Genomic DNA, 24,357 nt, shown 5'->3' with positions numbered 1-24,357 from the left:
GGCTAGAGCATGAAACCTGATTCAGCATAGGTTTTCCATAGCTGAATGCATTGTACTTTTAGCATTATCCTGCATTTTATATGGAGGAATGATAGCTAAATTATAGCGTTGCTTGACCTGGACGCCAGTTTGCTGGGCAAAGACCGCCAGTTTGTAAAGCTTGTAGTACACGTAAAGTTTCATCTACGTCACGGCCAATGTTATTATCGAATACTGTTTGGTATTTTAATTCGCCTTCTGGATTAATAATGAATAAGCCACGTAGTGCGATACCTTCTTCTTCGATTAAAACGCCATATTCTTTTGAAATCGCATGGTTCGTATCAGCAGCTAATGGGTATTTTAAATCGCCAAGCCCATTTTGTGTACGATCTGTGTTAATCCAAGCTAAGTGAGTGTGGATTGTATCCGTTGATACACCGATTACTTCTGCATCTAAATCTTCGAACTCGTCATAACGATCGCTCATTGCAGTAATTTCTGTTGGACATACAAAAGTGAAGTCCATTGGGTAGAAGAATAGTACAGTCCATTTGTCTTGTGCTTTAATTTCTTCTAAAGATACTTTACCAAAAGATTTGTCTGGAAGTACTGCTTCCATTGTGAAGTCTGGGGCTTGTTTACCTACCATGCGTTCTGCCATTATAAATCCCTCCGAATAAATATGTAGTTTTATTTTCTATTCGCACATGCGAACCGTCTTCTACGATAGCAAAGAAAGAACAGTTTTTCAACGAAGTTCACTTCGCCCTGCTATTCGCGTCGAATACATTGACAAATATTTGTCAAATAACCAAAAAATAATCATTGCTACATATTAGCTATTCCCTATTTTTCGTAAATGTATGCTCCTATACCACAATTTTTTGCAACAAAATTTATAAGCTTTTTTTCTATAAAATTCCTCATTATTTTTTTAACAAAAACGATTGCAAATTTTTTATTATTATGTATAATAGTAATGTTTTTAGTAAACTAAAAGTTTCGTTAAAGTAAACTTCGTTTTCTGAAAGTTTATGATTGCTAAACTTCTTCTAGGAGGGAAAGGATGCAAATTGGAGGAAAAATTAAAGCACTTCGTTTGAAAAAAGGTCTTACCCAAGAAGAGCTTGGAGAACGTACAGATTTAAGTAAAGGCTATATTTCACAACTGGAGCGAGATTTGAATTCGCCTTCTATTGAAACGCTTTTTTCATTATTAGAAGTTTTAGGATCGACACCAAAAGAATTTTTCGATGATGACGCCCCCGAACAAAAGGTTGTCTACACTGAAGAAGATCAATCGACCTATACAGATGAAGAAAAAAAATATGAAATTCAATGGCTCATTCCGACATCTAATGAGAAAGAAATGGAGCCCATCTTTTTGACACTTGCGGCTGATGGAGAATTTAAACAGTTCGAACCATCGCTATCCGAAACATTTATTTATATTGTCAAAGGGCGTATTCGTCTCGTTTTAGGGAATGAACAATATATAGCAAGTGAAGGCAACGCGCTCTATTTTGACGCAGCCGATCATCATCAAATTTTTAATGCACATGACGACGAAACGAAAATTTTACTCGTCGCAACAGATTCTTATTTATAGCTTAAGGAGGCGCTTCAATGACAACAAATACAATTATTCGCTTTGAAAATGTATCAAAATCATATAGTGACGGGACAGTCGTCCTAAAAAATATTAACTTAGAACTTGAAAAAGGAAAGTTCTATACATTGCTTGGTCCATCTGGCTGCGGTAAAACAACTATTTTACGTATTATTGCTGGTTTTACAGAACCAACAACAGGAGATGTGTTTTTCCACGATAAAAAAATTAATGCCGTGCCAGCCAATCAACGCCAAGTAAACACAGTATTTCAGGATTATGCGTTATTCCCACATTTAAATGTTTTTGAAAATGTGGCATTCGGTCTACGCATTAAGAAACTACCTGAAAGCAACATTAAAGAACGTGTCGGAGAAGCGCTTAAATTTGTGAACTTAGCAGGCTATGGCAATCGAGAAATTTCGGAAATGTCAGGTGGTCAACGTCAACGAGTTGCCATCGCTCGTGCCATTGTCAATGACCCAGAAGTAATTTTACTTGATGAGCCCCTTTCGGCTTTAGATTTAAAACTTCGTACAGAAATGCAGTATGAACTGCGTGAATTACAGCAACGACTTGGGAAAACTTTTGTCTTTGTCACACACGACCAAGAGGAAGCACTTGCGATGAGTGATGAAATATTTGTTTTAAGCGAAGGTCAAATTCAACAATCAGGTACACCAGTTGATATTTATGATGAACCGATTAACCGTTTCGTTGCCGACTTTATCGGTGAATCAAATATTGTGAATGGCGTGATGATTAAAGATTTTACCGTTGAGTTTGCTGGAAAAGTGTTTGAATGTGTTGACCAAGGGATGAAACCAAATGAAAAAATTGATATTGTCATTCGTCCTGAGGATTTAGAAATTACAACTGTCGACAAAGGGAAATTAGTTGTTAAAGTAGATACGCAATTATTCCGCGGGGTACATTATGAGCTATCCACATACGATAAAGACGGTAATGAATGGCTTGTCCATTCATTGAAAAAAGCTGAAGTAGGGACAGAAATAGGCTTAGACTTTGATCCAGAAGCGATTCATGTTATGCGCCTAAATGAAACTGAGGAAGAGTTCGATAAACGTCTAGAATCCTATGGAGATGACGAAGATGCAAACTAAAACGTCGAAATCAGCGTTATTTCCATACGTTTTATGGATTGCCCTTTTCGTTATTGCGCCAATTGCTCTTGTTGTTTACTACTCCCTACTCGATTTACATGGCAATTTTACGCTCAATAACTACAAAGCATTTTTCTCTTCTGTCTATTTAAAAATGACGCTTAGCTCGTTCTGGTATGCGTTTTTAATTACATTCTTTACATTGCTAATCTCATACCCAACAGCTTATTTTTTAACAAAGACAAAACATAAGCAGTTGTGGCTATTGCTCATTATTATTCCGTCATGGATTAATTTACTGTTAAAAACCTATGCGTTTATTGGCATTTTCGGTTTGTATGGTCCGATTAACGCAGCGCTTGAAGTATTTGGCTTTAATCCGAAACAAATGCTCTTTACAGATATTAGCTTTGTCTTCGTATCCGTTTATATTTTTATACCATTTATGATTTTGCCGATTTTCAACTCATTGGATCGCCTAAATCCAACGCTTGTATATGCTGCACGTGACTTAGGTGCCTCTGCGTTTACAACATTCCGTCGCGTTGTGCTACCACTAACGATGGATGGCGTAAAATCAGGTATTCAAGTAGTCTTTATTCCTGCGCTATCATTATTTATGATTACTCGCTTAATTGCAGGAAACCGCGTTATTACGCTCGGTACAGCTATTGAACAGCAATTCCTCGTAACGCAAAACTGGGGTATGGGTTCAACCATTGCGGTATTTTTAATTTTATTTATGGTGATCATTATGCTTATTACAGGTCAACGAGATAAAGGAGGTCGCGTACGATGAGCAAACTGTCAACATCTGCAAAAGTATATTTAGCGATCGTTTTTATCGTCCTGTATGCACCTATTTTTTACTTAGTCTTTTACTCATTCAACAGTGGCGATTCTATGACGAACTTCCAATCCTTTACACTGGATCACTACAAAGCAGTTTTTGAGGATTCAAGGCTCATCGTTATTTTAATTAATACGGTTATCGTGGCGTTGCTTTCTGCCCTAATCTCGACAATTATTGGCACATTAGGCGCAATCGGTATTGTCACTGTGAAAGATTCGAAAATGCGTAATACATTACTTTCTTTAAATAACGTCTTAATCGTTAGTCCAGATGTTATTATCGGTGCGAGCTTTTTAATTTTATTTACAATGGTAGGTATTAAATTAGGCTTTGCTTCCGTATTATTAGCCCATGTAGCCTTTAGTGTTCCGATTGTGGTGCTCATGGTATTACCAAAATTGTTAGAAATGAATAAGTCGTTAATTGATGCGGCATTAGATCTTGGCGCAACGAAAAAAGATGTCATGATGCGCGTTATTTTACCGTATATTCAGCCTGGTATATTTGCAGGTTTCTTTCTCGCTTTAACGTATTCATTGGATGACTTTGCCGTAACATTTTTCGTGACAGGAAATGGCTTTAGTACACTTTCTGTTGAAATATACTCAATGGCACGTGCTGGTATTTCCTTAACGGTTAACGCTATTTCTGGTTTAGTATTCTTCGTGACAATTTTAGTTGTTGTTGGCTATTATTTCTTCACTAGTCGTACAAGTAAAAGAACGGAGGGACATCAATGAAGTCATTAATTCAAGCTACTATCGCCATTCTTGTCGTCTCCGCCCTGTTAGTGTACGCGGCTGACGCCATGAGTGCTACTGGTGGTAAAAGTGGTAAAGATACTTTAACTATTTTTAACTGGGGAGAATATATAGACCCTGATTTGCTAAAGCAATTTGAAAAAGAAACGGGTATCCACGTCATTTACGAAACATTTGACTCAAATGAAGCTATGATGACGAAAATTAAACAAGGTGGTACAGCTTACGATATTGCAGTGCCTTCTGAATACATGATTGAAAAAATGAAGGAAGAACATTTACTACTTCCGTTAGATAAATCGAAAATCCCTAATTTAAAAAATATTGACCCATATTTTTTAGACTTGCCATTTGATGATAACAATGAATACTCTGTTCCGTATTTCTGGGGCACAGTTGGTATTGTTTATAATCCAGATTTAGTCGGTAACTTAGATTTCTCTTCGTGGGAAGATTTATGGGACCCTTCGTTAAAACGTAAAGTGTTTTTAGTAGATGGTGCACGTGAAGTAATCGGCATGGGCTTGAACAGTCTTGGGCACTCGCTGAACTCGTTAGATAACCAAGAGCTACGTCAAGCTACAGACAAACTGATTACACTTGCACCAAACGTGAAAGCGATTATCGGCGATGAAATTACACCGTTAATGATTAATAACGAGGCAGCTGTCGCGCTTACATGGTCTGGTCAAGCAGCTGATATGTTATTTGAAAATGAAGACTTAGACTTTGCTGTACCAGAGGAAGGTTCAAACTTATGGTTTGATAACATGGTCATCCCGAAAACTTCTAAAAATATTGATGGCGCACATGCCTTCATTAACTTTATGTTGAAAGCAGAATCCGGCGCACAAAATGCTGATTATGTTGGTTATTCCACGCCAAATCTAGCAGCGATGAGCTTAATGGATAAAGAAGTTGTAACAGATGAACGCTTCTACCCTTCCGAGGAACAACGTAAAACATTAGAAGTTTATAAAAATTTAGGGCCCGATTATTTAGGCAAATACAATGAATTATTTTTAGAATTTAAAATGAGTATTCGATAAATACTAAAATACAGGCACATAAGAAGAAGTGTTAGATTGAGGAAATCAATCTAACACTTTTTTCGTGGCTATTGTTGTCCGCACGGTATTTTGTGGCGATTCATTGGTATTTAGTGGCGGTTCTCACTTTCTTTGTGGCGATTCATAGCTGTTTTGTGGCGATTCACGATTTTTAGTGGCGATTTCCTTTATTCTGTCGCCTTGTAGCGATTACCATACCATCCATCTACGACTATAATCTGATAGCCAAGCATTATTTCTTTATGATAGACTGTAGTAATGTTTCAATAGAAAAAAGGGGGGTATTTGATGACCCAGCAGAAGTCTAACAAGGCGGCTTTGTATATATTAATGTTTAATATGTTTATCGCAATGGGCAGTATCGGCATTATTATTCCTGTTATGCCTCAATATTTACATATATTCGGTGCAGCAGGACAAGTTCTCGGTATGCTCATAGCAACGTTCGCCTTTGCACAATTTATATTTTCTCCTATTGCTGGGAATCTGTCGGATCGATATGGTCGAAAAAATTTGATTATTTTTGGTCTGATTGTAACTGGTATTGGGCAAATTTCATTTGGGCTCTCTACAGATGTATGGATGCTCTTTGTTGCTCGTTTCTTAGGAGGCTTAGGTTCTGCCTTTGTAGCACCTCCTATTATGGCGTTTGTAGCAGATATCACAACGTATGAAGAACGCGGAAAAGGTATGGGCATGTTAGGGGCTGCCATGTCACTTGGTTTTATGATTGGACCAGGTATCGGTGGGTTCCTCTCTAAAGTTAGTTTGCATTTCCCATTCTTTATGGCTGGAGGAGCTGCTATTATTGCATCGATCCTTTCGTTGTTGTTATTACCTTCTACAAAACCAACTGCAGCTCAAAAAGCTCAAAAGCAAGACAATCTTGTAAAGCAGATGGCACGCTCTGTTAAGATGCCCTATTTTGTTATGCTGATTATCATGCTTGTGTTCTCGTTCGGAATCGCCAATTTCCAAACGACATTATCATTATTCGTCACAGACAAATTTAACTACAAACCTGCAGATATTGCGATTATCTTAACGGTAGGTGGTGCATTTGGTGTTGTTGTGCAAATGTTTGTTATTACACCACTCTTTAAGCGCTTTGGGGAAATGAAAGTGGTCTTAGTCAATTTATTTATTGCTGCAGTAGCCATTTTCCTCATATTATTTGTTTCTGGCTTCGCACTGATTTTAGTTGTCGCAACAATTTTCTCAACGGCAACAACGTTAATTCGTCCAGCCGTTAACACACTCATTTCTAAGCTGGCTGGTAGTGAGCAAGGCTATGCCGCCGGTCTTACCAATGCCTATATGAGTCTTGGAAATATGATTGGTCCAGCACTTGCGGGTCTTTTGTTTGACTGGAATATAAACAGTCCTTATATTTTCGGATCCATTATTTTAATGACTTGCTTCTTATTAGCGCTCATTTGGACAATGAAAAAGGCTCCACAACTGATGCAGCCTGAGTAACAATCGTCTAAAATGTTATTGACAAATATTTAAACAATGGGTTACTAGTTGATTGGTTGCGGCTTACGTTGTGCCCGCGGAAATCAACGAAAATTAAATCGTATAATACCACTAGGGGAGTCTTTACAAGGCTGAGACGTATATGATCATATACGGACCCTTTGAACCTGATCTAGTTCACACTAGCGGAGGGAAGTGGCGACACTTGCTTTCGTGTAATTTTACAAATGCAAGGCCGCTTCCTTATGTTAGAAGGAAGCGGCTTTTTTGTATCCATCAGGCAAGTTCTATCGGCGATTTGTGCGGTTTTACCCGCGATTCATCAGGTTCTATCAGCGATTTGCTCTGCTTTATCCGCGATTCATCAGGTTCTATCAGCGATTTGCTCTGCTTTATCCGCGATTCATCGTACAAAACGAAAAGGAGTAATCATCATGTCTATTCGAAAACTAACCACTATGGCTTTATTAGTAGCCATTGCAGTAGCGGGTTCTACTGTTATTTCCATCCCAACAGGCATTGCTCGTGCTTATCCTGTCCAACATGCTATTAACGTCATCAGTGCCATTCTACTGGGACCAGTACCAACCATTATCGTTGCTTTCATAACAGCCATTATTCGAATACTAACTGGTACGGGCTCTCTTTTAGCGATTCCAGGAAGCGTTATCGGTGCAGTATGTGCAGCCTATGCCTATCAATACAGCGGCAAAAAATGGCTGGCTGGTGCTGGTGAAGTATTCGGCACAGGTATCCTTGCCTCACTTGTCGCTGTCCCTTATGCCCAACTATTGATGGGGACGACTGTAGGAGCCTTATTTTTTATGCCTGCCTTTCTGACATCTAGTGTTATTGGCGCAATGCTCGGCATGATCGTTGCTAGCAATCTACAAAAAAGCGCAACGTCCCTAGCATTTACGAAACAGAAAAAACGATAGTACCCGCTTCTCGCGCTGTACTATCGTTTTTGTTAAGGGCGTTTTTTCATGCCTTTTAATAACTGTGCAACATTTGTGTCTTCCGCCTGTATAGTAGTATCTTCTACAGGCTTTTCTTTTTGTTTATGCCTTGTCATAAAGCCCCAACCGAAGCGACGAATAGTTATATCAATAAAGAATAATAACATCCCTGCTAGTAGCAACCAAGTTGCAATATTTTGGCGCTCCGCTCCTTTGTTGGTGAAATCACGGAACACTTGTGATGGTTCTTTTAAGATAGAGCCGCCCGTTTGCTTCGTTAGTTCTTCAGCAATGGTTTCATTAAAAGGACGTAATTCGTATTCAGCACTGTACGGTACACTAAGACCTGCCTGATAAATGGCTTGCTCTTCGTCAGCAATACGGAAAAAGATTAAACCTGGTTTCGCTTGGACAACTGCTCGTACTTGCGAAGCAGAAATGGTTTCAAGCTGTAAATCAAGTTCCTCGCCGGCTTCATCAACAGCAACAATATCTAAAAAGGCCGCTTCATTTGTCGGATCTGTGATAATAAATGAACCATCTGAATCGAGTCGTACATCATAGGCCACATCATTATAGCTTGGTAGCATTTGCGAAATGATGGTTTGCCAAAATGTCCCCCAATTCTGCCATCTTGCCCAGTCTCCAGTCCATTTCCCCGTTGAATCGGATGTAAAAGCAAACGTTTTGCCAAGTCCATATTGCCATTGTGCCAATACGGGATCTTCTTTCTCGCTTTCTGCAATGACCGCAGCGCCCTGCTTCGCTGTCGTACCAATATAGGCATTCATTTGAGGCACACCATTTGCAAATAATGGATTCCATCCAGATGCATTATAAATGGTCGGATAAAATGGATTATCTTCTATATAAGTACGTGAAATCATCGCTGTCTCACGTGACAAAATGGAAGGAATCGTCTGTTCATCAATTACATCATAGAAACGACCACTACCCATTTCACTTAAAGATTGCAGTAAATTGCCATCAGCATCTTGCCCAATCGCAACGGTGGATAGTGTTATTCCTTGTTCCTTCCCAGTTTCAATTAAATCCTCGTAGTTGCCCGATTGTGACTGTCCATCTGTCAGTAATATAATATGTTTTCGTTGCAATTTTAAGTTAGCTAAACTATCGTATGCCGCTGCAAGCGAACTATATATTTCTGTACCACCGCCTGGCGTCACCGATAAAATCGTATCAACTGCCTCTTCTTTATTGCCGAGTGGTGCCGTTTCGATAATTTCCCAAGGACGATCATCAAAGGCGATAAAGCCAAGCGTATCCTCATCACGTAACATTTCAACCGAACGAGCTGCCGCTTCTTTGGCAAGCTCTAATTTTGAGCCATACATACTACCGGAACGGTCCAGTACAATAACGAGTCCTAGCGATGGCAATTGCTCTTTGCCCTTTATCTCCATCTCTACAGGTAATAATGTTTCAATTGGCGTTTTAAAATAGCCACCCAAGCCGAAGCTATTTTCTCCACCAACCATTGTGAATCCCACACCAAAGTTTTTCACTGCCTGCTCTATGACGCTCATCTTTGCTTCGCCGACTACATGGCCGGGCACATTATCAAAAATAATCGCGTTATATTGCAAATAGCTAGAAAGCTCATTTGGCAAACTTGCTGCATCGATCACATCATAGGAAATGGCATTTGACCCTAGAGCTGCAGCAATCGGTGATGCCGTATCATAGCCGTTAACAATGAGTAGATGTGGCTCACTTTGCACCATCGTCACACTTGTTAATTTATTATTTTCAAAAATAGCATCCTCACCAACTTGCACAAGAGCCTCATATTTTACGAGCCCTTCTGCAGTTGCGGTATGTTTATACGTAAAAACATTGGAACCTTGTGTAAGCTCCACATTTTCACGATGAATTAACTTATCATTTTCGTACAGTAATAATTCACCTTGACCAGCCGCCGTTGCATTCACTTCCGTAACAAGTTGCTGTTGCTCGCCAACGTACGCTACTTGTGGTGTAACAAAGCTTGTCAGCGAAACATCATTTGTGACACGTTGCCAGAAAGGCACAATATCTACGCTAATATTGGAACCTTTTAGCTTTGTTGCAAATTCAAGCGCATTGCCTTGTGTTTCATTGGCGTCCGTTAGTACGACAAGTCTTGTTGCCTTTTTCGGATCGATAATCCCTGTTGCGAGCTGAACACTTTGCTCAATATTTGTTTGATCTATATCTTTTATCTCCGTAAATTTCGGAACTTCCGTTAGCGATTTTGATAACATCGCTTCGGTTTGAAGCGTTGATGAAAAAGAATAAATCCCTGCAAGTTGTTCATCCTTTTTCGCTTTTAAACTTTCCTCAATAAAACTTGTCATTTCTGCTTCAGTGCTAGTCATCGAAGCAGAACGGTCCACTAAATATAGTACTTGCTCTTCCTTTACAGGTAGTAAAATATAAGGTGCCGCCAGTGCAAAGACTAAACAACCGACTGCTACTACGCGAATGCTCATCACAACAAGATGACTTTTTTTCAGGCGCATACGCTCTCGCCAATAAGTCCATCCAAAGTACAGAAACAATGGCAGTAATAGCAATAACGCTAATGGTGTATCAATTCGTAAATCCACGACGTCGTTGCACCTCCCACTCTGCTACAAGTAAACATAAAATAATCAGTATTAGCCAAGGGACATACGAAGCCTTTGATACTTCTTCCTTGCCATTTTGCTGGAGCTCTCCAAGCGTATAGCTTGTCCCTTGTGCAATCACACGTTCAGGAGCCTGGAGTTGCACGATAAAACGTTTTTCTTCGCTATTTGAACGAGCTGTATAAATACCTGGTTGCATTGGAGCCGTTAATAATCCATTACGAATGGTCGATAAAAATTCATCATCCTGAGAGTAGATGCTCCAATCTCCTTGAGATAACGCAACTGCACGCTGCTCATTCGGTGCGAAAATGCCAAGTGAGCCTACTGATTCAGATAATTGTTGTTCCACACTCCATAAAAATAATGGGAAGGAAGGATATAACGGCCAATCTGTATCCGCAATATCAGCGAGGACGATAATATCCCCTTGTGGAGAACGTTGAATAAATGGTAGATCGCCTACTGTGGCAATTGTTTTATAATTATCAAACGCTGGATATACAGCACTTACATAAATATCGTTTAAGTCACTAAATGCAAATAAAGCATCGCTCGTTGTTTTTACTTCACCATTGATTTCTTTTTTTTCAACATCATCGCGCCCAAAAAACACAATAGGTCTGTCCATTTTTTGTAGTAATGACGTTTGGTTTGTCACGATGGTAGCATTCTGGTTATCTGCTAGCTGTAAGGCGGGTACAATTTTGACATGACCATTGATCGATTGGAAGCCTTTTTGAATTAGTTGGTGCATGTTTTGATCGACGACGATATTGGATGTAGCTGTTTGCAACACGACTGATTGACTATTATCAACTGCATAATGATCTGCCACATCAATGGTAGCTGTTAGCGTATCGATTAATGGTAAATCTTTAAATGTTTTCGTAGTCGCCTCATCGCCAGCCAAAGATAGTTGCTCCTCTATAACTACTTCCCCTTGACTATTTTGCAGTGTAAGGGTCAGCTTATGTTCTTCGTTCGAATCATTTTGTAACTGCACTAATGCCATTGTAGATTTACCGTCTGTCGTAGCGGCAAAACGTGTAATGGCCACATTCGTTAAATCTTTCTCAGAACCATAAACAAGCCATTTCACTGAATCTTTTTCCATTGGCAATTGTTTTTTATCGAGTGTATCTGTAAAGACATAAATAGATGTTGGCGTATCGCCGACAAAAGCTTGTGCAACATCAAGTGCCTTATTTATTTGCGCTGTTTCATATGTTACGTGTAAATCTTGGATTGCTTTTTCAATACTTTTTGCACTTGTTTCCTGTTGTAAAACTGCTTGTGGTGAGTTGCCCGTTGTAATTAACGTGACAGGTCGTCCATCCAGTTGTTCAACTAATGCCAGCATTTCTTTTTTATGTGCATCAAAAGTAGATTGTTCTTTACCAGCTAGCATTGTAGCGGACGTATCCACGATAAATATCGTCTGCGCGCCAGCAATCGTGCTTTTTTTCATATAAGGATTCATCAATGCTAGCACGAATAGAAGCAATGCAAGCAATTGCAAATAAAGTAAGGCATTTTTTTGTAAATGCTTTAAATATGGAGATACACGCGTTTCTTGCATAATTTCATACCAAAAAAGTGTGGAAGACACCGTTTGATCGGTATATTTTTTTCGAAAGAAATAATAGAGCAGGACAATGACCGGGATGATGGCCGTCCAGCTAAAAATAATTTGACTAAAGCCCAAAACGGCTCACCTCACCTAATCCAATGTGCTTTCAGAAATTGTTGAAAAATCGCATGCTGTAAACCATCTTCCACTTTGAGCTGCAACTTACGTACGCCAAAGCGACGACAAATTGCTTCAAACTCCTCTTCGTGTTGGCGACGTCTTGCCTCATACGTATTAAGTACTTTGGCTGACATCGTGACATTGACATCACGCGCTGTTTCCCGATCAAGTAACCGCACATCACCTGAATATTGAGGAGATAGTTCCTCCTCTGTAACAATTTGAACGATGCGAACATCCCCTGCAAAACGGGGCAATCTTTTTAATAACTGTTGCCATTCCTCAATCGGTTCAAGCCCGTCCGTCACGATAAATAGCACCGTACTATCCTTCGGTATAGCTTTTAAGGCACCTTGGGCAAATCCAGCTGTATAGTTTGCCTCTTCAATAGCTGATACCACTTGCAAAAAGGCGCGACGATACATAGCCCCTTTCCGTCGAAATGGTGGTAGCAAGTCATCTTGCACATACGAAAACGATAAACGGTCATCACGCCCAAGTACCATTAAACCAAGTGACGCCACAATTTGCCGAGCAAACGTCCATTTTGCGCGCTCACCCATTGATTTTGTTGTATCTAACAAAATATGCACGCGCATTTCTTGTTCATCTAAAAAACGTTTAATAAAATATTTATCGGTTCTTGCATAGACGTTCCAATCTACTTGTCGCACGTCATCACCTAAATGATATTCGCGGAAATCGGAGAAATCGAGGGATGCCCCAAAGCGCTGCGAACGATGCGAGCCTTTATGCTGGCCACGCAATTTGGAGGCAGTCGCCACTTGGAAACGACTTATTTTCGCTAACCAATCTTCGGGCAAAATATGTTTTGTCATCGACTTACGCCTTGTTGTACTTTCTCTAAAATTGTGTCTATCACATCATCTGCTGTTTTACCTGAAGCCTCCCCTTCATAATTCAACAACATGCGGTGACGTAATACAGGCTTCGCCACTGACTTAATATCCCCGACAGAGACATGAAAACGCCCACTCATCAATGCTCTCGCCTTTGCTAATTTAATTAAGCTTTGTAAGCCACGAGGGCCACTGCCATACAATACATAGTGCTGTACTTCATCGATGGCATCTGCTCTTTCAGGATGTGTTGCCACAATTAAATCAGCGGCAAACTCGAGCATTTCATCAGCAATCAGCACTTCCTTCACCATTTGCTGTGCCAAAATTAATCCATCTGTATCTAATACTTTTTGTAAGCTCACTTCTTGTGCACCTGTTGTACGTTTCATAATTTCCATTAGCTCACGTTTCTCAGGATATGGTACAAGTATTTTACAAAGGAAACGGTCCATTTGCGCTTCTGGCAACGGATATGTTCCTTCCATTTCAATTGGATTTTGCGTAGCTAATACGAAAAATGGTTTTGCCATTTTTTTCGTATCACCTAAAATGGTCACCGTTTTTTCTCCCATTGCTTCAAGTAAGGCACTTTGCGTTTTCGGTGTAGCACGGTTAATTTCATCCGCTAATACCATTTGACTAAAAATGGGTCCTGGCTGGAATGTAAATTGCTGTCTACCATCTGCTGTACGCTCAATCATGCTTGTTCCTGTAATATCAGCAGGCATTAAGTCCGGTGTGAATTGAATTCGTGAAAACGATAAATCCAGCACTTCAGAAATCGTCCGAATAAGCATGGTTTTCCCTAAGCCCGGAAGCCCTTCTAAAAGCGCATGACCGTCTGCAAGCACGGCATATAAAGTGTAATCAATCGCTTCCTCTTGTCCAACAATAAAACGATGAATTTCATTTTTTACTTGTTGTAATTTCGTACCCATTTCGACATACTGTTGTTCTGTAAATGCCATTTCTTTTCCTCCTACTGCGACTCAATGGTCGTGAAATAAGATTGCACGACATGTTGTAAATCCTTCGGCAATTGTAAACGCTCAGAGCTTTCTAAATAGCTATCTTTATAGGAGCCAATCACTTCTTCATACGGTCGGATAGAGCCTTTCGTAATTGGTCCATTCCCTTGTTGCTCGGACACATGCGACCCATCACCTAATTGACCGCTATCGACAGTCGTGTCACTTGAACCGCCAATTCTAGGAGTCGTTAATAAATCGCGGCCACCTTGACCTCTTCCTGCACCTTGTCCTAAACCAGAACCAGAGCCTGACCCATTGGCTTGTCCTTGTCCTTGTCCTTGTCCTTGACCTTGACCTTGACCTTGTCCTTGTCCTTGACCTTGACCTTGTCCTTGACCTTGACCTTTTCCTTGCCCTTGCCCCTGTCCTTGGCCTTGCTGATTGCCTTTGGATTGCCCGTTGCCTGTTGCTTGTTGCCCACCATTTTGTCCTTGCTGTCCTGCTTGCCCTTGTTGATTACTTGACTGAGCGTTTCCAGAAGACTGTTGATTATTATTTGCGCTATTCGCACTTGCAATGGCATTTTGTAATGTGTTACTTGCTGGTTTTCCTAAATTGCTCATCGCAGTTTGTGTTGTATTTGCACTTTGTGTAAGCTGTTGCTGCATTTGAGCTAGCTCGTTCAATTGTTCGAGTTCCTCTTTAGACAATGCGTTATTGTCGGTAGCCCCATCTTTACTCGCCGTTTGCTTATCTTTTAATTGCTGTTCTTTTAACGCTAATTCTTTCTGCTTTTTCACAACTTCTCGTAATGCTTCTTCCGCTGTTTGTGCTTCTTTTAACGTATTTTGCAATTCCTTTAATTGCTCTTTCACTTCTTTTGTCTCAGCTTTTTTTTCAAGCTTGGCCACTTCTTTTTTTATGTCCTCAATAACAGCTTTTTCTTTTTCTACTTCAATCGCTTGCATTTGTGTTGCTGCTGGGAACATATAAAGGATGGCTAAAATAACAGCTGTGGCAAATAAGCCAACGAACGCTTTTGGCCGAAACAATTTTTTCTTTCGCGCTTTAAATTGAGCAAATGCTTGTTCCGACTTGTAGATGGCTTTTGCAAGTAATGATTGCACTAGCGGATCTCCATCATCTTTAAACGATAATGCCGTTACCAGTTCATTATGGGAGAAATATTGATCCAGTGCATGCAACGCTTCTTTCTCTTTCACCCGTTGCCACCATATGAAAACGATGGTAGCAAGTAAGCCTAGAAGAAAAACAGCTAGTGCAATTTGGCGATAATAAGGCCAAACAAAGAGCCTAGAAACGAGGACTAGAGAGGCACTCGAAAGCAATGCTAAAAACAATCCGTACTGTGCTATAGGTAGGCTTCTCTCAAACGTTAAACTGCGTTGTGCACGTTGAATATATTTGCGTAATTGCTTCCGACGCTCCATGCTGTTTCCTCCTCATCGATTACTTTTCATATTGGCACGTAATTTCTTAATCGCAATCGTTAATGTTAAGACAATAATGAATAAATAAATGATTAAATAAGTTATCCATACCGGTATTTCAATCCCACTAATTTCGACTAATGCATCTCCCATAGATGGTGAAATAAGGGTTAGCATTAAAGCTCCTGGATTAATCGAAGCCCAGAAGTAAGTCATAAAGGACGAACTAGCAGCCGCTGTATTGCCCATTTGGTGGAATGCCATTGATAGGAAGAAGAAAAATGCCGTAATTCCTCCTAAGAAAATAATAGAGCCATACGTCGCGATCATTGCAACAATTGTTCTCTTCGTAATCGTTGAGAACATGACACCAATGCTACCAATTGCCACTACGGTTACTAAGTAAAATAAAAAGATTGAAATGAGTTGGGCAGGTGATACCCCACCAAATAAAAATACTAAACTATATAACGGTAGCCCTGCGATTAACATCAATACTAAAAACGCTACGGACGATAATAATTTACCTATGACAATCTGTGTCGAGCTTTGCGTTGTTGTCAGTAATATATTTAACGTTTGCTTTTCTCGTTCACTGCTAATTGCTCCTGCAGTTAAACTTGGTGTAATGAAAAGCACGAGTGCCATTTGTAAAATGGTCAATACAGCAAACATCATAAAGCTTGTATCAGGTCTAAAGAAGCCTTTGCCTGTAAATTCAGTTGTCAAAAGCAAAAAGCCTGCGATAAAAATACAAATGACCGCTAAATAAAACATTAAACCTGAAAAACTTTTAAAAGAACGGAAGCGTAACTTCAATTCTTTTACGAGTACCGGATTATAAAATCTTTCCATCATTGACTGTCCGCTCCCTTCGTAATCGCCATAAAGACATCCTCTAAATCTTTTTCTTCCTCAGTTAGTGCATAAATTGGTAGATCCGCCAGCATTGCTTTTTTCAGCAACATGATTTGATCACGATCTGTGCCACGGTAATTAAAAGCAATTTCCATCCGATTATCCATTACATCGATAGCAGAAATGAGTGGATCTTCTTCTAAAAACGCACGTATTTCCTGTAAGCGCTCCACAACCTTTATGACAATGCGCTTTTCTCCTTGTAACTGGGCTTGAATGGAAGCGACATTGCCATGTGCAATGAGTTTACCATTATCAATAACACCAATTTCATCACACATTTCCGCTAGCTCCGGCAAAATATGCGAGGAGATTAATATCGTTTTTCCCATCGATTTTAAGTTTCGTAAAATATCACGCATTTCTACACGAGCACGTGGATCTAAACCTGATGCAGGCTCATCTAAAATTAACACCTTTGGATCATGGATAAGGGCACGCGCTAAACATAGACGTTGCTTCATTCCTCGTGATAATAAATCGACATATTCATAACGTTTACTCGTTAAATTAACGAGCTCTAGTAACTGCGGTATGAGCACTTTACGCTCCTGTGCTGCAATGCCATAACTAGCACCATAAAACTCCAAATACTCATCTACTTTTAGTTGGTCATACACACCAAAGAAATCAGGCATGTAGCCAATTTGTTTACGCACTTCCTTCGGTTCCTTGATAACACTTTTTCCATTGATGAGTGCATCGCCTGAAGTTGGGGATAACAATGTTGCTAAAATTGAAAACGTCGTTGATTTACCAGCACCATTGGCACCTACAAAACCAAATACTACCCCTTCCTCCAGTGACAGATTTAAATGATCTAGTGCTGTGAAGGAGCCATATTTTTTTGTTAAATCACGAATCTCTATCATTACTTCGCCACTCCTTTCAGCTCAATGTCAGGTAATTTTGTCTGCTCGCCCGTTTGGTCTGGTCCAAATTTTATTTCTAAACGAAGCTCACCTTTATCATTGAAATATTGGGTAATATTATTTGAAAACACCTGTTTCGTATCAACTAATGGCTCGTACTCTTCTGTTGTATTGTTCCAAATAGATAACTGCATCCGTTTCACATCTTTATTCGCAATTGTCAGTTCATTTAAAGATTGAACGAAGTCCATAAAATGATCTGGCAACTCGATAGATAGTTCATATAAACCGTCTGACAAGTACCAAGTATTCAGTTGTTCATCCATCTTATCAAAATAGGCATTGGACGATTGTGCGCTCAAATTATAGGAAAAGTTATTGCGTTTCATCGTAAATGGACCGGACATTTCAACTTTCCCATTAAAAGGCTGTATGAAGTAAGAAATTGGCGACATCTTCACACTTGTTTCAAGTTCTACGCCAACGATTGCTTGTTCCGCCCAAGCAGTAATAACAGGTTGTTTGTCATTTTCTACTAAAAGTAGTGCTTGCGATTTCATGCGGTCAATCCGAAGTGGGTCAACCTCTTCCTTTGTTTTTGGATAATCATAATTATAATTATTAAAGTTTGTAGGCTTTTGCAGCATTGCCGTTTTAATCTCTTTGTCCACATTTAGTGTAGCATTTGGTTCGATATCGCCAAGCTTCACTTCTTTTGTACCTGAGATAACCGTGACATCCTTCAAAACAAATGGGAAGTTATTTTTCACTGTCCCTGTAAGCTTTTCATCTTTTAATGTTAGATCTATATCCATTTTGCCAATATTTTGAGCAGATGTTTTGCCTCCAAATGATTGAACTGACCAGTAGCTTAAATCACGTAATGTTAGCGTAGATCCATTGGCGTTCTCTTTTATATACGAGGATTCATGTAATGCACCTGTTGTTCCGGAAAGATTATAGTTATTACGAAATGCTAGTGCAGTCGTCGATTTGTCTGTATTGACAACAAAATCACCACCGCGATTAGTTAAAATCGATTCAACATAATAGCCATTTAAGCTGCTATCTTCATTTACTTTATAAAATGCTGATTGTTGTACTTGCGGCTGGACAATACGATCTTTTGCCCCAACGATAAACAGTAATATGGAAAGCACAACCGAAATAGCAGGGATTACCCACCATGCATGCTCTCGCTTATCCATTTTCTTTAATACAAAGTACAGGAGTGGACCTATTACTAAAATATAAAGAATAATAACGATAAGCATATAGCTAACAGATACTTCAAATGATGGGAATAGCTCATTAATACTACCTAATTCATAAGAAAGTTGATCCATTGTCGATTGACCTTGCATCACTGTTTGCTGCCCCTTCGTTTGAAGGTCTAGCATTTTGGCTGTCAATGCCGCATAGCCATCCATTGACGCTAAAGGCTCATCACCTAACGAAAATGTCGTTTGCACAATTTCCCCACTACCAATCTTTTTCTTGGCAGCTAAAATGCTAGTATTATCTTTTAATACTGGAATACTTCCTTCATTTTCTGTTGCTGTATAAACCGTAATGGCTTGTGTAAAATTACCGCCTCCAGATACGTTTTTTAAACTTTCTGCGGAGACGCTCGTCGTTTGTTGGGATAACGTTAGTGGTAAATATTCTTTAAAAATGCCTGCTGTTGCATTAATTTGCTCAGAGCCACCAAGTAATAATGTACCGCCATCTTGTACCCAAGTTAATAGTGCTTCTTGTTGTTTTTGTGATAGATCAGCAATGGCCATTTCATCTACCGCAATCACATTGGCCATGGCAAAGCCTTGCGCAACATCAGGTAATGTATAATCCTTTAGTTGATTTAAATGAAAGACTTCAACCTTATTGGATGGCATAAATTGAGATAAGCGCAAATAGGAGGATAAACGGTCACTTTTTTCTGTTAGCGTATAAATAAATATGGAGTTTGCTTCTAAAAAATTAGCCTGCAAACGTTTTGTTCCTTTATAAGCAACTTTTTTCCCTTTTTCAATACTTCCCTCATAAAAGGCAAATACATCGTCATCAGAATAGCCATAATCTGCTAGACCGTCTAAATAAAGCGTAAATGTTTTTTCTTCACCAGCAGCTATATCGATTGGTATGACTAGTGCTGATGCTACCTGATAGGAATTAAAGGTATTAATCGCCATATCGCCAGAAAAGTCCGCACCATTGTTTTTGACCGTTACTTGCAATGGTGTCACCGATTCGTATTTAGCCTTTCCTGTAATGCCTGCCTTAGCTTGTACCTCTAATGTAGGCGCGGCACTTGCCTCAGCAATAGGCAGAGCATAGCTCATAACAAGCATTACTAGTAATAATAGTGCTGTAATATTTATTTTCTTCAAAAGCTCAACCCCTTTTTCTTACTTTAAGATTATTACATAATTATACGTTTTACAGGGCATTTTGTTCCATTTCTTATGATATCTTCATGAATATTCATAAACTCTTAAGATTTAGGGAGCGATACTTGGGCAAAGTCTTTTAATTTTGGAGCAGGTGCATAGGTGTTCATAATAAATTTTACTTTGCCGTTGATGTCCGCTACGACGGTGCTTTCCGCGGGCACACACGTAAGCCGCAACCCTCGCTAGCGCGCGGCTTGTTGCGTCTTACGCTGTGTGCGTTCCCGCAGGAGTCACCGTCTTCGCTACCATCAACTAGTGGTATTTGCTGAAATATTATTAATAGCCAAAGAAATATGCATAACAAAAAGTGTTAGATTGATTGCGGTCAATCTAACACTTTGCATGGTGCTATTTATTTATAGTCAAACAAGCAACGGGCATGATCTTGCACAACTTCTACAAATGCCTCTACTTGTCGCAATTCGAAAGAAGACTCATAGCCAATTAACCATGTATCACGCGTTAAGCCAAATTCTTTCTCATCGTTAGTTAAAGCGATTTTATGAATATTATCATGCTCATTTAATGTAATGGAAGGTAAAATAGCGTAGCCTATGCCATTTAACGCCATCTGCTTGCAAATCTCAATTTGATCCACTAAAATTTGTCGTCGAGGATTTGATGCAAAATGCTGCTGCCACCATTGTTGAATTTCCTGATAATAATTGGAATCGCTTTTGAATTGAATAAATGGACGATCTGTCGTTAACACATCTTCAACTGTTTTTAACTCCTGATCTACTAAGTACAGTGTATCTCTGAAAAGATGAATCTTTTCCCCTTTCCAATCGACCTGCCCGCGCACAATTCCGACATGCGCCTCTCCTTCGTACAAAGCTTTAACAATTTCCGAGCTCCATCCCGTCATCAGTGAGATTTTAGCCTCTGGATATTTTGTGACAAAATCTTTTAATATTTTCGGGAGCCAGTTTTGTCCAACAATGGAGGCACAGGCAATTTTCAATGTCCCGTTCACTTTCGTCGTTAAAGATTGAATCATTTCAAAAATTTCTTCTTTTTTCGCTAGCATGTCTGTTGCATAAGCTATCACATGCTCCCCAGCTGGTGTTGCTGTAAGTCCCTTTTGGGAACGAATAAAAAGCTGTGCACCCCAATCCTTTTCAATCGATTGCAACCGTTGTGAAAGTGCCGGCTGCGATAAAAACAACCGCTCCGCTGCTTTTCGCATATTGCGTTCCTCAGCTAAAACTTTCAAGATTTCCGCTTCTGTTGCCATCAATTACCTAAACCTCCAATACAAGTAAAGGGGGACTTCATGATTTTCATCTGAGTCCCCTCTTACACTACTGTTCTTTTTGATAGATATATTTTTTCAACTGTTTTAAAATAACACGTCTTGTTAAAATCCCTGCAAATGTACCATCTTCATCTACAACACATAAAAATGCATGGTTAATAACCAAATCTAAAGCACGTTGGAATGTATCCGTCATTTTTAAAACGGCTATGTTTTTTTCCATTATTGTATCCACTTTAATATTTGGTAATTTTTCATATTCAATATGTTCGAGACCTAAAATGGATTCGGTAATCATTTTCATACTCAATAAACCTTGAAGTCGATATTTCAAGTCTAATACAGGTATTGAAGAGTACCCTGTACGTGTTAGTACAAGGAGTGCATGCTCGGCACTATTACCACTTTGTACATGCGCAACCTTTTCGGATGAAATAATAAAATCACTAATTGGCATTGCTAATAAGTCTTTGCTGTTAGTTGAAATCATGAACTTCTTCTCCTTTTCTGTCCTTGCTTTGCAGAACAGGATCCTTCTCTTTTATCATATCACAATGTTTCCGAATATGACCATGACAAGGTCAAGAAGAGTTTTTGTTCAACAATGCATATGGCTAGTTGGTCCCTGTCCTATTAGGAGTCATCTACTTACATTTCTCGATTATTTAAGCAATGCCAATGAGATTTTTTATAAAAATGTTCTTATAAAATCTCAATTTTGAGGAAAAATAATTTTTAACGATATCGATTTTGCTACAAAATAAAGTATCACATTGGCTGATGCACATGTGATACTTTATCTACAGCTCATTAATAGCCTACTTTACTCCAGTAGTAAAAAATCATAATCCCTAAAAAAAGTAAAAAGACAATGTATACCCAAACAATTGGATTCAGCATCGTTGCAAATTCTTCAACAGTCTCCGAAACCGGCGTATCTTTTTCCGATTCTCGCTGTGACGTCATTTTGGCAATCCGCATCGTTGAAACAAAGGAAATAACCGCAATGATTGTTATTGCAATTAGCGCTGGTATCAACCACATACCCATAGGCAAAACTCCTTTCTTTGCCCTTAGTATGTATCAACACGGCTCCTCATTATGCAATGATTTTTTGGAGACAAACTGAAAAGCCCGCATCCAATTTTTACGCTAAGCAAATTAAAACGGGGATTGGTTTAGCCACTGTCCGCCATCCAATGTGACACATTCACCATTCATATAACTCGCTTTATCGGACATCATAAATGTTGCCAAATCGGCTACTTCCTCTGGTGTACCGATGCGACCAAGTGGAACAGAATTAATGGTAATGGCAGTAGCTTCCTCTGATTCCCACAGTTTAGCGGCACCGCCTGTACGTTCAATTGGCCCCGGTGCAATGGCATTTACGCGAATGCCATAACGTTTCCCCCATTCGACTGCTAATGTACGTGTCATAGACAAAACACCAGCTTTTGCTGCGGATGAATGGATAACACCAGCACCAGCATTCCATGCATAGGTCGCGACCATATTGATAATCGAACCGTTTATTTTATGTTTGATCCAATATTTTCCGATTGCTGAAGAGCAATAGAACGTGCCATTTAAAACAATATCCACTACCGATTTCCAACCATTTGGCGATAAATCCTCTGCGCGAACCATAAAGTTACCAGCAGCATTATTCACTAATCCATCGACTTGTCCAAATTTTTCAACAGCAAACGCAACCATCGCTTCAGCTTGCTCCGGTATCCGCACATCCATTTGAAATGTTTCAATTGTGTTTCCTGCTTCTGCTATAAACTCTTTTGCCTGTGCTAATCGCTCTTCGTTACGACCAACAATTACAACATTTGCCCCTTCTGCAACGAATTGCTTTGCCATATAAAGCCCCATACCGCTTGAACCACCAGTAATAATCATTGTTTTCCCCTGTAACATATCCATTTCCATTTCCATTTCCCCCTCTGCTGTCAAAAAAATGAATAACCATTCATTTTATTTTACTATATTTTCTGGAAAATGTCATATAAATTCTATAACTCTCTCTTTTTTTATAAGTACATTGCTAATGAAAATTCCAACTATCACAAAAGGCATCAAGCACTATGCTTGATGCCCTTTAACTTTGATTTCCGCTACGGACGGTCGCTTTCCGCGGGTATTATTTAAAACTCATAATGATAAGCAACCTTGTACAGCTCCATTAATTCGTCCTGTGTTGGCACTTTAGGGTTATTTGCTGGGCTACCGCTTGCGATGGCATCGGTTGCCATTTTTGGAATGGACGCGTAAAATGCTTGCTCCTCAATTCCCCATTGCTGTAAATTGCCGATCTGCATCTTTTTACATAATGCTTTGATGGAGTCGATGGCTAACGTGGCTAGTTCATCTTGAGTACCATATTTTCCATCCTTGTTAAAATATTTCCCTATATCCGCTAAGCGATCCACGCATGCATCCTTCGTAAATTCTAGTACCGCTGGTAACAGCATGGCATTGGAAATACCATGCGGAACATGGAAAAGTGCACCGATCGGTCGTGACATCCCGTGCACGAGGGCAACAGATGCGTTAGAAAATGCTAGTCCTGCCTGCATGGACCCTAGAGACATTGCCTCGCGTGCATCAATATCGTCACCTTGTTCGTAAACTTTCAATATATTATTGATTATTAAGTCCATTGCAGACAACGCCAGTACATTCGAATAAGGATGTGCTAAACGTGATATATAGCTTTCAATTGCATGGCTTAAAGCATCGATACCTGTCGCCGCTGTAATGGCTGGTGGTGAAGTTAGTGTTAGCATCGGGTCAACAATGGCAATTGGTGGCATAAAAGCGGGTTGCTTAATCATCATTTTGACATCATTCGTCGTGTTTGTAATAACAGTAGCGTCTGTTGCTTCAGAACCTGTACCTGCTGTTGTTGGAACCGCAATATGTGGAATTGGTGGTTGCTCTGCTACTTTCGCCAGTTTCATATAGTCACCAATATAGCCACCGTTTGTGGCAACGACAGCAATTGCTTTAGCTGTATCAATACAACTTCCGCCACCAACGGAAATGATGAGATCACATTGTTCAGCTTGCAATATTTCAAGACCTTGTGCTACATACGTATCCACTGGCTCCGTTGTTACACCTAAATATGTAACCGCTTCCAATCCATTAGCTTGTAAAAACGCCCTACATTGATGAACAAACCCTAAGCCTTCCATTATAGGGTCACTGACAATTAACGCCTTCGTCCCTAGCTTTTTGGCGTATACACCAACCTCTTCGAATGCTTCTCTTCCATAAACAATCGTCGCTGGAGAATTTACAGTGAAGGTTGTTTTTGTTTGAATCATAACCCATCTC

21 protein-coding genes and 1 riboswitch are annotated in these 24,357 nt (G+C 39.6%); of the genes, 7 read left to right on the top strand and 14 right to left on the bottom strand.

What is annotated here, in order from left to right; genetic code table 11:
* Positions 1–100 precede the first annotated feature (100 nt).
* On the bottom strand, positions 101–643 hold the full coding sequence (locus ACKVEV_RS21095; protein ID WP_402925245.1) for a peroxiredoxin: 543 nt from the start codon (positions 641–643) through the stop codon (positions 101–103).
* 405 nt (positions 644–1,048) lie between these two features.
* Here ACKVEV_RS21095 and ACKVEV_RS21090 point away from each other — a divergent pair, with 405 nt between their 5' ends.
* The 7 genes from ACKVEV_RS21090 to thiW all read left to right on the top strand — a co-directional run bounded on the left by ACKVEV_RS21090 (position 1,049) and on the right by thiW (position 7,816).
* A complete protein-coding gene (locus ACKVEV_RS21090; RefSeq protein ID WP_024362223.1) occupies positions 1,049–1,591 on the top strand; it encodes a helix-turn-helix domain-containing protein in 543 nt (180 codons plus the stop codon).
* Positions 1,592–1,608: 17 nt separating this feature from the next.
* A complete protein-coding gene (locus tag ACKVEV_RS21085; protein WP_409368167.1) occupies positions 1,609–2,715 on the top strand; it encodes an ABC transporter ATP-binding protein in 1,107 nt (368 codons plus the stop codon).
* On the top strand, positions 2,705–3,514 hold the full coding sequence (locus tag ACKVEV_RS21080; protein ID WP_409368166.1) for an ABC transporter permease: 810 nt from the start codon (positions 2,705–2,707) through the stop codon (positions 3,512–3,514). Before ACKVEV_RS21085 ends, ACKVEV_RS21080 begins: the two co-directional genes overlap by 11 nt.
* Positions 3,511–4,308: an ABC transporter permease gene (locus ACKVEV_RS21075; protein ID WP_409368165.1), complete on the top strand. Its 798-nt coding sequence runs from the start codon at positions 3,511–3,513 to the stop codon at positions 4,306–4,308. Before ACKVEV_RS21080 ends, ACKVEV_RS21075 begins: the two co-directional genes overlap by 4 nt.
* The gene (locus tag ACKVEV_RS21070) at positions 4,305–5,378 is read left to right on the top strand and encodes a PotD/PotF family extracellular solute-binding protein (RefSeq protein ID WP_409368164.1); all 1,074 of its coding nucleotides are present in this window, start codon (positions 4,305–4,307) and stop codon (positions 5,376–5,378) included. The genes ACKVEV_RS21075 and ACKVEV_RS21070 overlap by 4 nt, the downstream gene beginning before the upstream one ends.
* Before the next feature lie 309 nt (positions 5,379–5,687).
* Positions 5,688–6,878, top strand: coding sequence for an MFS transporter (locus ACKVEV_RS21065; RefSeq protein WP_409368163.1), 1,191 nt, complete (start codon positions 5,688–5,690; stop codon positions 6,876–6,878).
* A gap of 103 nt (positions 6,879–6,981) precedes the next feature.
* Positions 6,982–7,089, top strand: a riboswitch (TPP riboswitch).
* A 223-nt stretch (positions 7,090–7,312) separates the two neighbouring features.
* On the top strand, positions 7,313–7,816 hold the full coding sequence (gene thiW, locus ACKVEV_RS21060; protein ID WP_409368162.1) for an energy coupling factor transporter S component ThiW: 504 nt from the start codon (positions 7,313–7,315) through the stop codon (positions 7,814–7,816).
* Between the two features lie 32 nt (positions 7,817–7,848).
* On the opposite strand, the gene ACKVEV_RS21055 is transcribed toward thiW, so the two are convergent.
* The 13 genes from ACKVEV_RS21055 to ACKVEV_RS20995 form a co-directional block, all read right to left on the bottom strand.
* On the bottom strand, positions 7,849–10,446 hold the full coding sequence (locus tag ACKVEV_RS21055) for a VWA domain-containing protein (RefSeq protein ID WP_409368161.1): 2,598 nt from the start codon (positions 10,444–10,446) through the stop codon (positions 7,849–7,851).
* The gene (locus ACKVEV_RS21050) at positions 10,430–12,175 is read right to left on the bottom strand and encodes a vWA domain-containing protein (protein WP_409368160.1); all 1,746 of its coding nucleotides are present in this window, start codon (positions 12,173–12,175) and stop codon (positions 10,430–10,432) included. Before ACKVEV_RS21050 ends, ACKVEV_RS21055 begins: the two co-directional genes overlap by 17 nt.
* An 11-nt stretch (positions 12,176–12,186) precedes the next feature.
* Complete coding sequence (locus ACKVEV_RS21045; RefSeq protein WP_409368159.1) at positions 12,187–13,059, bottom strand: DUF58 domain-containing protein; 873 nt, start codon at positions 13,057–13,059, stop codon at positions 12,187–12,189.
* Entirely contained in the window at positions 13,056–14,051 is a 996-nt protein-coding gene (locus ACKVEV_RS21040) for an AAA family ATPase (protein ID WP_409368158.1), read from the bottom strand. The genes ACKVEV_RS21045 and ACKVEV_RS21040 overlap by 4 nt, the downstream gene beginning before the upstream one ends.
* An 11-nt stretch (positions 14,052–14,062) precedes the next feature.
* Positions 14,063–15,505 carry a hypothetical protein gene (locus ACKVEV_RS21035; RefSeq protein ID WP_409368157.1) on the bottom strand — a complete coding sequence of 481 codons (1,443 nt, stop codon included), beginning with the start codon at positions 15,503–15,505 and terminating at the stop codon, positions 14,063–14,065.
* Between the two features lie 12 nt (positions 15,506–15,517).
* Positions 15,518–16,363: an ABC transporter permease gene (locus ACKVEV_RS21030; RefSeq protein WP_409368156.1), complete on the bottom strand. Its 846-nt coding sequence runs from the start codon at positions 16,361–16,363 to the stop codon at positions 15,518–15,520.
* Positions 16,360–17,295: an ABC transporter ATP-binding protein gene (locus tag ACKVEV_RS21025; protein WP_409368155.1), complete on the bottom strand. Its 936-nt coding sequence runs from the start codon at positions 17,293–17,295 to the stop codon at positions 16,360–16,362. Before ACKVEV_RS21025 ends, ACKVEV_RS21030 begins: the two co-directional genes overlap by 4 nt.
* Positions 17,295–19,685, bottom strand: a complete 2,391-nt coding sequence (locus tag ACKVEV_RS21020) for a hypothetical protein (protein ID WP_409368154.1) — start codon at positions 19,683–19,685, stop codon at positions 17,295–17,297. The genes ACKVEV_RS21025 and ACKVEV_RS21020 overlap by 1 nt, the downstream gene beginning before the upstream one ends.
* A gap of 415 nt (positions 19,686–20,100) precedes the next feature.
* A complete protein-coding gene (locus ACKVEV_RS21015) occupies positions 20,101–20,985 on the bottom strand; it encodes a LysR family transcriptional regulator (RefSeq protein WP_409370601.1) in 885 nt (294 codons plus the stop codon).
* A 67-nt stretch (positions 20,986–21,052) separates the two neighbouring features.
* On the bottom strand, positions 21,053–21,496 hold the full coding sequence (cbpB, locus tag ACKVEV_RS21010; protein WP_409368153.1) for a cyclic-di-AMP-binding protein CbpB: 444 nt from the start codon (positions 21,494–21,496) through the stop codon (positions 21,053–21,055).
* Between the two features lie 320 nt (positions 21,497–21,816).
* A complete protein-coding gene (locus tag ACKVEV_RS21005; RefSeq protein WP_409368152.1) occupies positions 21,817–22,056 on the bottom strand; it encodes a short-chain dehydrogenase in 240 nt (79 codons plus the stop codon).
* 111 nt (positions 22,057–22,167) lie between these two features.
* A complete protein-coding gene (fadH, locus tag ACKVEV_RS21000) occupies positions 22,168–22,935 on the bottom strand; it encodes a 2,4-dienoyl-CoA reductase (protein WP_409370600.1) in 768 nt (255 codons plus the stop codon).
* 227 nt (positions 22,936–23,162) lie between these two features.
* The gene (locus ACKVEV_RS20995) at positions 23,163–24,347 is read right to left on the bottom strand and encodes an iron-containing alcohol dehydrogenase (protein ID WP_409368151.1); all 1,185 of its coding nucleotides are present in this window, start codon (positions 24,345–24,347) and stop codon (positions 23,163–23,165) included.
* Positions 24,348–24,357: the final 10 nt, after the last annotated feature.

This window comes from Lysinibacillus sp. 38-6 (genome assembly GCF_046245175.1).
Taxonomy (GTDB): domain Bacteria; phylum Bacillota; class Bacilli; order Bacillales_A; family Planococcaceae; genus Lysinibacillus.
This window is presented reverse-complemented; position numbering and strand designations above follow the sequence as displayed.

Coding starts and splice junctions, on each gene's coding strand:
- ACKVEV_RS21030 (WP_409368156.1), bottom strand. CDS start 16,363: ATGATGGAAAGATTTTATAATCCGGTACTCGTAAAAGAATTGAAGTTA.
- ACKVEV_RS21040 (WP_409368158.1), bottom strand. CDS start 14,051: ATGGCATTTACAGAACAACAGTATGTCGAAATGGGTACGAAATTACAA.
- ACKVEV_RS21075 (WP_409368165.1), top strand. CDS start 3,511: ATGAGCAAACTGTCAACATCTGCAAAAGTATATTTAGCGATCGTTTTT.
- ACKVEV_RS21090 (WP_024362223.1), top strand. CDS start 1,049: ATGCAAATTGGAGGAAAAATTAAAGCACTTCGTTTGAAAAAAGGTCTT.
- ACKVEV_RS21085 (WP_409368167.1), top strand. CDS start 1,609: ATGACAACAAATACAATTATTCGCTTTGAAAATGTATCAAAATCATAT.
- ACKVEV_RS21095 (WP_402925245.1), bottom strand. CDS start 643: ATGGCAGAACGCATGGTAGGTAAACAAGCCCCAGACTTCACAATGGAA.
- ACKVEV_RS21005 (WP_409368152.1), bottom strand. CDS start 22,056: ATGGGTATGTGGTTGATACCAGCGCTAATTGCAATAACAATCATTGCG.
- ACKVEV_RS21080 (WP_409368166.1), top strand. CDS start 2,705: ATGCAAACTAAAACGTCGAAATCAGCGTTATTTCCATACGTTTTATGG.
- ACKVEV_RS21015 (WP_409370601.1), bottom strand. CDS start 20,985: ATGGCAACAGAAGCGGAAATCTTGAAAGTTTTAGCTGAGGAACGCAAT.
- ACKVEV_RS21035 (WP_409368157.1), bottom strand. CDS start 15,505: ATGGAGCGTCGGAAGCAATTACGCAAATATATTCAACGTGCACAACGC.
- ACKVEV_RS20995 (WP_409368151.1), bottom strand. CDS start 24,347: ATGATTCAAACAAAAACAACCTTCACTGTAAATTCTCCAGCGACGATT.
- ACKVEV_RS21025 (WP_409368155.1), bottom strand. CDS start 17,295: ATGATAGAGATTCGTGATTTAACAAAAAAATATGGCTCCTTCACAGCA.
- thiW (WP_409368162.1), top strand. CDS start 7,313: ATGTCTATTCGAAAACTAACCACTATGGCTTTATTAGTAGCCATTGCA.
- fadH (WP_409370600.1), bottom strand. CDS start 22,935: ATGTTACAGGGGAAAACAATGATTATTACTGGTGGTTCAAGCGGTATG.
- ACKVEV_RS21045 (WP_409368159.1), bottom strand. CDS start 13,059: ATGACAAAACATATTTTGCCCGAAGATTGGTTAGCGAAAATAAGTCGT.
- ACKVEV_RS21065 (WP_409368163.1), top strand. CDS start 5,688: ATGACCCAGCAGAAGTCTAACAAGGCGGCTTTGTATATATTAATGTTT.
- cbpB (WP_409368153.1), bottom strand. CDS start 21,496: ATGATTTCAACTAACAGCAAAGACTTATTAGCAATGCCAATTAGTGAT.
- ACKVEV_RS21070 (WP_409368164.1), top strand. CDS start 4,305: ATGAAGTCATTAATTCAAGCTACTATCGCCATTCTTGTCGTCTCCGCC.